Raw genomic sequence first — 9,065 nt, forward strand, 5'->3', positions numbered from 1 at the left:
GGCTCGAGGTCCTGGGCTCCGAACTTGCCTCCCGGCGCCCGCTCTCCGGCCACCCGATCAAGCTCGACGGCGTCGCCGACGGCACCTACGACGTCTTCCGCGAAATCCGGCGGGCGCTGCGTACCTACGGCCCGGACGTCATCGAGACGTACATCATCTCGATGACCCGCGGTGCGGACGATGTCCTGGCCGCGGCGGTGCTGGCCCGCGAGGCCGGGCTGGTCAACCTCTTCGGCGCGGCGCCCTATGCCAAAATCGGCTTCGCGCCGCTGCTGGAAACCGTGGAGGAACTGCGGGCCTCGGCCGAGATCGTGGACCGGCTGCTCTCCGATTCCTCATACCGCGAGCTGGTCCGGCTGCGCGGCGACGTCCAGGAAGTCATGCTCGGCTATTCGGACTCCAACAAGGAATCCGGCGTCATGACCAGCCAGTGGGAAATCCACAAGACCCAGCGCAAACTCCGGGACGTCGCGGCGAAACACGGCGTGCGGGTGCGCCTCTTCCACGGCCGGGGCGGGTCCGTGGGCCGCGGCGGCGGGCCGACCTACGACGCCATTATGGCCCAGCCGAACGGGGTGCTGGAAGGCGAGATCAAGTTCACCGAACAGGGCGAGGTCATCTCGGACAAGTACTCGCTGCCCGAACTCGCCCGCGAGAACCTGGAGCTGTCGCTCGCGGCGGTCATGCAGGGGTCCGCGCTGCACCGCACCCCGCGCACCTCGGAGGACCAGCGCGAACGCTACGGCCACGTCATGGAGACCATTTCCGACGCCGCTTTCGCCCGGTACCGGACCCTGATCGACGACCCGGACCTGCCCGCCTACTTCATGGCCTCCACCCCGGTGGAACAGCTGGGATCCCTCAACATCGGCTCCCGGCCGTCCAAGCGGCCCGATTCCGGCGCCGGGCTCGAAGGCCTGCGGGCCATCCCGTGGGTGTTCGGCTGGACCCAGTCGCGGCAGATCGTCCCCGGCTGGTTCGGCGTCGGCTCCGGGCTCAAGGCCGCCCGCGAGGCCGGCAACTCCGCCCGGCTGGTGGAGATGATGGACGGCTGGCATTTCTTCCGCTCGGTGCTCTCCAACGTCGAAATGACGCTGGCGAAAACGGACATGGACATCGCCGGCTACTACGTCTCCACCCTGGTGCCGGAGGAGCTCCACCACCTCTTCCATGCCATCCGGGCCGAATACGAGCTGACCGTCACCGAGATCCAGAACCTGACCGGCGAGGACCTCCTGCTCGACGCTCAACCCACCCTGAAGCGCTCACTGGAGATCCGCGACCAGTACCTCGACCCGATCAGTTACCTCCAGGTGGAACTCCTGCGCCGGGTGCGTTCCGAGGCCGCAGGGGAGGGCATGCCCAACGGCGAGATCGATGAGCGACTGCAGCGCGCCATGCTCATCACCGTCAACGGCGTCGCGGCGGGCCTGCGCAACACCGGCTAGGCCCCAGGAGGGGTCCGGGGGCCTGTCCCGTTAGGGTGGTTGCATGCCGTCGTTCCAGACCAGACTGAAGATCACCGGACTCAAGCCGGGCAACCCGCCGGAGGCCGTGATGGCAGCGGCCGTCGAAGCACTCGAGACGCGGCACCACGTCGAAGCGAACCAGCTGGACCTGGCCGGCGGGGTCCCGCAGCTGAACCTGCGCTTCCTCGTTGAGCCCACCTCCTACAGCGGCGAGAACAGCCAGGCGCTGGAATCGGCAGCGATGATGCGCGACGCCGTCGAACGCGTTGCGGTAACCGGAAACCTGTTGGTGCTCCGCCGCAACCGCGGCCGCTGGGCGCCCGTGTAACTGCCGGGCGCCAGCCTCAGAAGTCCAGTTCCTCCTCGGGACCGTCCACGACGGGGGAGCGGTTGCCGCGCTTCCGGGTGACGATCACGCCCACGACGGCGCCGATCACGATCCCGACGCCGACGCCGATCAGTGAGCTTGCCCAGAACGGCAGCCCGGTGGCGGCGCCGGTGGCATAACCGAGAGCGACGGACCATGCGGCCCAGAGGAGTCCACCCAGGGCCGCGCAAAGGCTGAATCCGCGGGTGGAGACGTTGGCGATGCCCGCGGCGGCAGTCGTCGCGAGCCGTCCGCCGGGGATGAAGCGGATTCCGATGATGGCCCCGTAGGTGGTAGACCGGCCGGCCTTCCCGATTGCCGTGTGCACGGCCTGATGGAACGCGCGGCCCCACCGCCAGCGGTCCAGGACATGGCTCAGGCGCCGTTTGAAGAGCTGGAACACCAGGATGTCGCCGAGCCAGGACGCTCCCGCGGCGAGGAAGACCACCAGGAAAGCGTTGGCGCGGCCGATGGCGGACAGCGCGCCGCCGGTGATGACCACCATTTCGGACGGGATGGGCGGGAAAATGGCATCGCCCATGACCACCGGGATGATCCAGAAATAGATCGTGTCCCCCCAGCTGTCAGCGTTGCCGAAGTCCATGGGCACAAGGTACCGCACTTCCGGCCGGACGCCGGCCCATGACGGGCTGTGGGGCTGGCCCGGGGGACTTGTTTCCGGAGAAGGCCTAGCGGGCCTCGCTCAGCTCCAGCCCGCTGCGGTACTCCACCGGCACCCCGGCGATGGGGTCCACGAACCGGATGCCGCGGGCAAGGAGTTGGAGCGGCTTCGAGTAATCGTCCGGCGCCTTGTCCAGCAGCTCCGGATAGAAGGCGTCATTGACGATCCCCAGCCCCAGCGAGGCCATGTGCACCCGGAGCTGGTGGGTCTTGCCCGAGTGCGGCTCCAGCCGGTATACGGCGCGGTGGGCGGCCGCGGCGGCGTCGTCGGGCGTTTCCGGGGCAGGACCGTCCAAGGTCCGCAGCCGCTCAATTCTGGTCTCGGCGTTGGGTTCGCCGTCGACCACCTCGGCGAGCAGGTAGCTGCGGGACTTGGTCATCCGGTTCCGGACCACCACGGGGAACTCGACGGCGGGGTGGCCGGGCGCAGGCGCGGCCGCGGCCACGCACTCGTACTCCTTCTGGACCTGGCGCTTCTCAAAAAGCACCTGGTACTTGCCGCGGGTCTCGGGATTCGTGGAGAGCAGCAGGATTCCGGCGGTCATGCGGTCCAGCCGGTGCATGGGAATGAGGTCCGGGAGGTTCAGCTGGTTCCGGAGCCGGACCAGCGCCGACTCCTGGATGTAGGTGCCGCCCGGGGTGGTGGGCAGGAAGTGCGGCTTGTCCACCACGAGGAGGTGCTCGTCCTGGTGGAGGATTGTCAGTTCCACCGGGATCCGGACCTCCGGCGGCAGGGTGCGGTAGTACCAGATGAACGTGTGGTTCCGCAGCGGGGTGGCGCGGTCCAGGGGGATGCCCGCCTCGCCCACGATCTCGCCGGCGTCGAAGCGGTCCTCGATGCCCTGCGGGTCGATGTGGCCCCAGCGGTGCATCATGTAGTCCATCGCGGTGTCCCAGGGCCCCTCGTCCGGAAGGCGGAGGCGGGTCGCGTTGACGCCGTCGCGCACGGGGAGGGGGGATTGCATCACCGGTCCATTCTACTTTGCCGGGGTTGGCGCACCCTTCGCAGGGCGCAGGCTTCCGGCGACCTCGGCGCACCGCTGCTGCTCCGACGGTAAAAATGTTCTTGACAAATAAAACTGTCGGTAGCGATACTGGAAGCATGTTGGACATCGAAGTGATCGAAGACCCGGCCGCCGCTGAGGCGTCCCTGGACCCGATCCGGACCCGCATCCTGATGGAACTCTCCGAGCCAGGCTCGGCCACGCAGCTCGCCATGAAAGTCGGCCTGCCGCGGCAGAAGGTGAACTACCACCTCAAGGCCCTGGAGCGGCACGGGCTGGTGGAACTTGTGGAGGAGCGACGCCGGGGCAACGTCACGGAGCGCATCCTCCGGGCAAGCGCAGCCTCCTACCTCATCTCCCCGGCGGCACTGGCGTCCGTGGCGCCCGACCCGCACCGGTTCTCGGACCGTTTTTCGGCCTTCTGGCTGCTGGCGCTCGCCGGCCGGATGGTCCAGGAGATGGGCCGGCTGATCGCCGGCGCCGCCGCGGCCAAACAGCCACTCGCCACCTTCGCCATCGACGGCGAGATCACCTTCCGCACCGCCGCGGACCGGGCCGCGTTCGCCGAAGAACTCGGCGTCGCCGTGACCCGGCTCGTGGACAAATACCACGACGGCGGACCGGGGTCCGGCGCCACTGCGGGCGGCGGACGCAAGCACCGCCTCGTCGTCGCACTTCACCCTTCACTCAAGGCCTCACCCAAGGCATCACCCAAAACCCCCTCAGCTAAGGAGCAGGACAATGACTGACAAGCGGAACTTCGAAATCATCGTGGACACGGAACTGCCCGGCACCCCCGAGCGGGTCTGGGAAGCCGTCACCACGGGCACCCCGGCGTGGATGTTCCCCACGGACGAGTGGCCGGCCGTGCGGACGGTGGATGAGTTCCCTGCCCACCTTGTCTCCCGGATGGACGGCCCGGACGGCTGGTTCAACCAGCTGGAGCACGTGCTGGAACCGCTCGACGGCGGCCGGGCCCGGCTGCACTACGTCCACAGCGGCATCTTTGCCGAGGACTGGGACCAGCAATACGACGGCGCCAGCAAGCACACCGAGTTCTACCTGCACACCCTCGGCCAGTACCTGAGGTATTTTGACGGCAGGCCCGTGGTCTTCACCGACGTCCAGGCCCCGCCCTCCTCGGCGACGCCGGACGGCTTTGTCCGGCTCAAGAAGGCCCTGGGCGTCGAGGGGACGGCGCCTGGCCGCGCCGTGGAGCTTGAGCTCGACGGCGTCGGAACGCTCTCCGCGGAGGTGGACTTCGCCAACGAGAACTTCCTTGGCCTGCGCACCGCGGACACGCTGTACAGGTTCTTCGGCCGCAATGCCTTCGGCGCCCCGGTCGGGATGACGGTCCACGACTTCAGCGGCGGCGGGGACTCCGCGGCCACGGCGAAGGCCTGGCGCGGTTTCCTCGAGAAGGTCTACGCCTAGCAGATCCGCAACTCGGGGGCCTTGAGGGCGACACCGAAAGTCCCGTGCGACACTGCAAATTCCTGGCGACACCGGAATCCGGGCGCGCCAGGAATTTTTCGCCTCGTGGAGAAGTATCCGCGTCGCCGGGCCGTGCGCTCGGGCCTGGTCGCACCGGGCGGCAGGCTCAGGCGATGGCCGCCGCGGGCGNNNNCCGCGACGCAACTGCGGGGAAGCCTCCAGCCGGTTCTGGGCTGCACGCAGCGCCGCCACCGCGGTTTCGAGCTGCTCCGGGGGCAGGGTGAACGGCACCCGGAGGTAGTGCTCTAAAGCGCCGCCGGTGCCGAACCGGGGGCCGGCCGCGAGCCGGATGCCGAAGTCCGGGGCCACCACGGCAAGGGCGGTGCTGATCGGGGCCGGGAGCCGGCACCACACGGACAGTCCGCCGTCGGGCCGTTCGCTCTGCCAGCCCGGAAGGTGTCCGGCGATGAGGTCCAGCAGCGCGTCCCGGTTGTCCCGCAGGGAGACCAGCCGTGCCGGGAGCNTCGGAGAGGGCGTTGACAAGGTGGGCCGCCGCGAGCTGTTCCACGACCGGACCGCCCAGGTCCATGGTGGTGCGGGCGGCGGCGAACCGCTGGATCAGCGGCTCCTCGGCCCGGATCCAGCCGGTCCGCAACCCGGCCCAGTGCGACTTGCTGAGCGAACCGATGGAGACGACGGCGGGGCTGAAGGCTGCCAGCGGAGTGGACTCGGCGCCGTCGAGGTTCAACTCCCGGAGCGTCTCGTCGACCACGAGGACCGTGCCGGCTGCGGTGGCGGCGCGGACCAGCCGGCGACGCTGGGCATCCGACATCAGCCGCCCGGTGGGGTTGTGGAAGTCCGGGACCACGTAGGCCATGGCGGGCCGCTGCTGCAGCAGTGCGCTCTCGATCGCCTCCAGGTCCCAGCCCGGACGGCCGCCGGGAACCGGCCGGGTGCGGGTGGCTGTATGGGCCGCGGGCATGGCTACTGGAACCAGCCGGCAGCCCGCGGCCCGGATGGCGTCGAGCGCGTTGGGGTAGCTGGGATGCTCCACCAGGACCTTGTCGGACCGGCCGGCCAGGGTGCGCAGCACGATGTTCAGCGCGTGCTGCGCGCCCGAGGTCACGAGAATCTGCTGCGCTGTGGTGGGCACGCCGGCCGCCGAGTAGTGCCGGGCGATGGCGTCCCTCAGCGGGCTCACACCGAGGGCGTCATAGCCGAAACCGGGCAGCAGTGCCGGAAGCTCGGTCAGGGCGGCGGCGAATGCCCGGTGGACCACCTCGCCGCTGGCCGGCAGTGAGGCGTAGGCAAGGTCGAGGATTCCGTCCGGGGCGGCCAGGCCCGGAGCGCCGCTGAGGTTCGCCGCGCCGCCGGTGCGGCCGCCGACCGGACTGGTCTGCGGGATACACGTCCGGCCGCGGCTGCCCTGCCCGCTGCTGAGGAATCCCTGTTCGCGCAGCAGCGAGTACGCGGCGGTGACGGTGGTGCGGCTGAGGCCGAGCGTCGCGGCCAGGGCCCGTTCGCTGGGCAGCGCAACCTCCAGCGGCACTCGGCCGTCAAGGACCAGGAGGCGGACGACGTCGGCGAGCTCCCGGTAGGCGGGGGCTGCACCGAGGTTCCATTCGCCGAGCAATCGGGCCAGCGAACTGGGGTTCAGGGATCCGGACATAGAGCCAGTATTTCAAACTGGCTATGGAATGCAAGGCCAGTTTTCGGGGAGGATGGGTTGCATGATGACCCGCAGGCTCCTTCAGCTCCTTATCGGCCTCGCCATGTACGGCATATCCCTGGCGATGTTCATCCGCGCCGGCCTGGGCCTGGACCCTTGGGATGTGTTCCACCAGGGCCTCGCGGTCAAGTCCGGGCTCAGCATTGGCACGGTGGTGGTGATCGTGAGTTTCCTTGTGCTGCTCCTGTGGATTCCGCTGCGCCAGTGGCCGGGTGTCGGCACACTGTGCAACGCCGTGCTGGTGGGCGTCTTCGCCGACGTCGGACTGGCGCTGATCCCTGAGATATCCCACCTCGGCGGGCAGGCCGGGATGCTCGCAGGGGCCATCGTGCTCAACGGAATCGCCTCCGCCTGCTACATCGGTGCCCGGCTGGGACCCGGTGCGCGGGACGGCCTGATGACCGGCCTCGCCCGGCGCACAGGCTGGTCCGTGCGGACATCCCGGACCGGCATTGAAATCGTGGTGCTCGCCGCGGGCTGGCTGCTCGGCGGCTCGGTCGGCATCGGGACCGTGCTCTACGCCCTGGCGATCGGCCCGCTGGTGCAGCTCCTGCTGCCGCGGTTCACCGTGCCGGAACTGAAGAAGTCCGCGCTCCCGGTGGTGGCAGCCGATCCGGCGGTCGCCGGCCCCTGAGCCACTGGGCGCAGTCCCGAGCTGCCGCTGCATCACGTAATGCAGGTTGACGATGCGGGAAGTCCTTGGCGACGCGCAAAGTGCCGCTCGCTACCGGAATTCGGTGGGCGTCAGGTAATTAGCGCGTCGCCAGTTCATTGCCGCGTCGTGACCTCATCGCGCCGCACCCTGGACGCATCTATCCCGCACTCCCGCCGGCACCCGGCAGCGGCTGACAGGTGGGGCAGAAGTAGATGTCCCGCTCCTCGGTGCCGGTGCCGGTGCCGGTGCCGGTGGCCTTGGTGAGGACTCCGCGCCGCACCGGTGTCCGGCACTTCAGGCACGGCTGGTGTTCGCGCCGGTAGACCCAGTAGCCGGGCAGCCCGGAAGTCCGGCCCACGGCAACACCGCGCTGATTCAGGACCGTGGTCCGGCGGCCCGCGCCAAGATTGGCCTCCAGCAGCAGCTTGGCGTCGGTGATGATGGCCGCCACGTCAGGCACGGCCGAGACGGGCGCTGCCGGGTGCACGCCGGAGAGGAAACAGGCCTCGCAGCGGTAGATATTGCCGATCCCCGCGAGGTTCCGCTGGTCCAGCAGAGCGACGCCGATCGGGACGTCCGGAGCGGCACGGATCCGCCGCTCCGCCTCGGCCAGGTCCCAGTCAGGTCCCAGCAGATCCGGACCAAGGTGTCCGACTATTGAATCTTCCTCGGAGCTGCGGACCACCTCGAGGATGCCGAGCGAGAACCCGACGGCGTCTGCCGTGGCGGTGCGCAGCACGCAGCGGGCGGTGAATCCCGGCTTCCGCCAGCGGCCGCCGGGCGGGTAGACCTGCCAGGTGCCTTCCATCTTGAGGTGGGAATGGATCGTCAGCCGGTCCGGTTCCGCCGGGATGCCGCCACGCTGCCGTGCGGGTCCCTCCAACCGCATGAGCAGGTGTTTGCCGCGCGGGACCACCTCGGTCACGGTCCAGCCGCCCAGTTTGAGCGTGGCGAACCGCGGCACCCGGAAATCGGAGGAGATCAGCTGCTGGCCCGCCAGCGCGGCGTGCAGCTGGGCGGCCGCGCGGAAGACCGAATCGCCCTCAGGCACGGATCCTCAATCCCTTGGGCGTGGAGTAGGCCCCGGCGTGGGCCAGTGCGGCTGCCACGGGCGTGTCCAGGATGCCGTGGCCGTTGACCTTTTCCATGATCAGTTTGTCCACCGCACCGCGGGTCACCACACTGACCAGGGCCGCGCCGGCCGCAGCCAGAACCTCCGTGTCCTCGCTGAACGCCAGCAGGGTCTTGCCGCCGCGTTCCACGTAGAGGACCAGGGCGCCGTCGACCAGCACCACCAGGGCGCCGGCCTTCCGGCCCGGGCGGTGGCCGGTCCCTGCCTCGACGTTGAGGGCAGGCCAGGGCAGTGCGGCGCCGTAGGGGTTGGCGGGGTCCGTCGCAGCAAGGGCCAGGGCCACCGGTTCGGGTTTGTGAAGCTGGGTGTCCTCGGCGTAGGACCGCAGCCGGTCCACGGTCGCTGGAACAGCGAACTGTGCCGCGCCCAGGTGCTCGATGAAGTAGCCGCGCCGGCACCGACCGGCTTCCTCCAGCCGGGCCAGGACCTTGTACATCAGGCCGAAGCCGCCCAGGATGTTCTCGGCCATGACCGAGCCGCGGGTGACCACACCGTACCGGTCCAGCAGGAGTTCCGCGATGGCCCGGGCGTGGATGGTGGCGTCCAGCTCGGGTGCGGGGAGGGCAGACCAGCGGCCAGCGGCCAGCGGGGGAG

At 69.4% G+C, this 9,065-nt stretch carries 7 protein-coding genes and 3 pseudogenes (1 of these 10 cut by a window edge); 5 read left to right on the forward strand and 5 right to left on the reverse strand.

Annotated elements, in window-relative coordinates; all coding sequences use genetic code 11:
- Together ppc and K789_RS0115350 are read left to right on the forward strand one after the other, a co-directional pair.
- Nucleotides 1-1,448: pseudogene (gene ppc / locus K789_RS23265) on the forward strand (phosphoenolpyruvate carboxylase); it begins 1,368 nt to the left of the window's first position.
- Between the two features lie 43 nt (nt 1,449-1,491).
- Entirely contained in the window at nt 1,492-1,797 is a 306-nt protein-coding gene (locus K789_RS0115350; protein ID WP_024367526.1) for a hypothetical protein, read from the forward strand.
- 16 nt (nt 1,798-1,813) lie between these two features.
- Here K789_RS0115350 and K789_RS0115355 read toward each other — a convergent pair whose 3' ends face one another.
- Together K789_RS0115355 and K789_RS0115360 are read right to left on the reverse strand one after the other, a co-directional pair.
- Nucleotides 1,814-2,440: a DedA family protein gene (locus K789_RS0115355; protein WP_024367527.1), complete on the reverse strand. Its 627-nt coding sequence runs from the start codon at nt 2,438-2,440 to the stop codon at nt 1,814-1,816.
- 85 nt (nt 2,441-2,525) lie between these two features.
- A complete protein-coding gene (locus tag K789_RS0115360) occupies nt 2,526-3,482 on the reverse strand; it encodes a pseudouridine synthase (protein ID WP_024367528.1) in 957 nt (318 codons plus the stop codon).
- 137 nt (nt 3,483-3,619) lie between these two features.
- Between K789_RS0115360 and K789_RS0115365 the strand changes: the two genes are divergently transcribed.
- Entirely contained in the window at nt 3,620-4,270 is a 651-nt protein-coding gene (locus K789_RS0115365) for a winged helix-turn-helix domain-containing protein (protein WP_024367529.1), read from the forward strand.
- Complete coding sequence (locus tag K789_RS0115370; protein WP_029705133.1) at nt 4,263-4,955, forward strand: SRPBCC family protein; 693 nt, start codon at nt 4,263-4,265, stop codon at nt 4,953-4,955. The genes K789_RS0115365 and K789_RS0115370 overlap by 8 nt, the downstream gene beginning before the upstream one ends.
- Before the next feature lie 186 nt (nt 4,956-5,141).
- Here the strand turns inward: K789_RS0115370 and K789_RS23270 are convergent.
- A pseudogene (locus tag K789_RS23270) lies at nt 5,142-6,624 on the reverse strand (PLP-dependent aminotransferase family protein); the annotation flags it as partial.
- A gap of 61 nt (nt 6,625-6,685) precedes the next feature.
- On the opposite strand from K789_RS23270, the gene K789_RS0115380 reads away from it, so the two are divergent.
- Nucleotides 6,686-7,318, forward strand: coding sequence for a YczE/YyaS/YitT family protein (locus tag K789_RS0115380; protein WP_024367530.1), 633 nt, complete (start codon nt 6,686-6,688; stop codon nt 7,316-7,318).
- A gap of 178 nt (nt 7,319-7,496) precedes the next feature.
- On the opposite strand, the gene K789_RS0115385 is transcribed toward K789_RS0115380, so the two are convergent.
- A complete protein-coding gene (locus tag K789_RS0115385; protein ID WP_024367531.1) occupies nt 7,497-8,390 on the reverse strand; it encodes a DNA-formamidopyrimidine glycosylase family protein in 894 nt (297 codons plus the stop codon).
- Nucleotides 8,383-9,065, reverse strand: a pseudogene (locus K789_RS0115390) (ATP-dependent helicase); the annotation flags it as partial. The gene K789_RS0115385 and the pseudogene K789_RS0115390, both read right to left, overlap by 8 nt.

The sequence above is a fragment of the Arthrobacter sp. TB 26 genome (assembly GCF_000427315.1).
Taxonomy (GTDB): Bacteria; Actinomycetota; Actinomycetes; order Actinomycetales; family Micrococcaceae; genus Arthrobacter.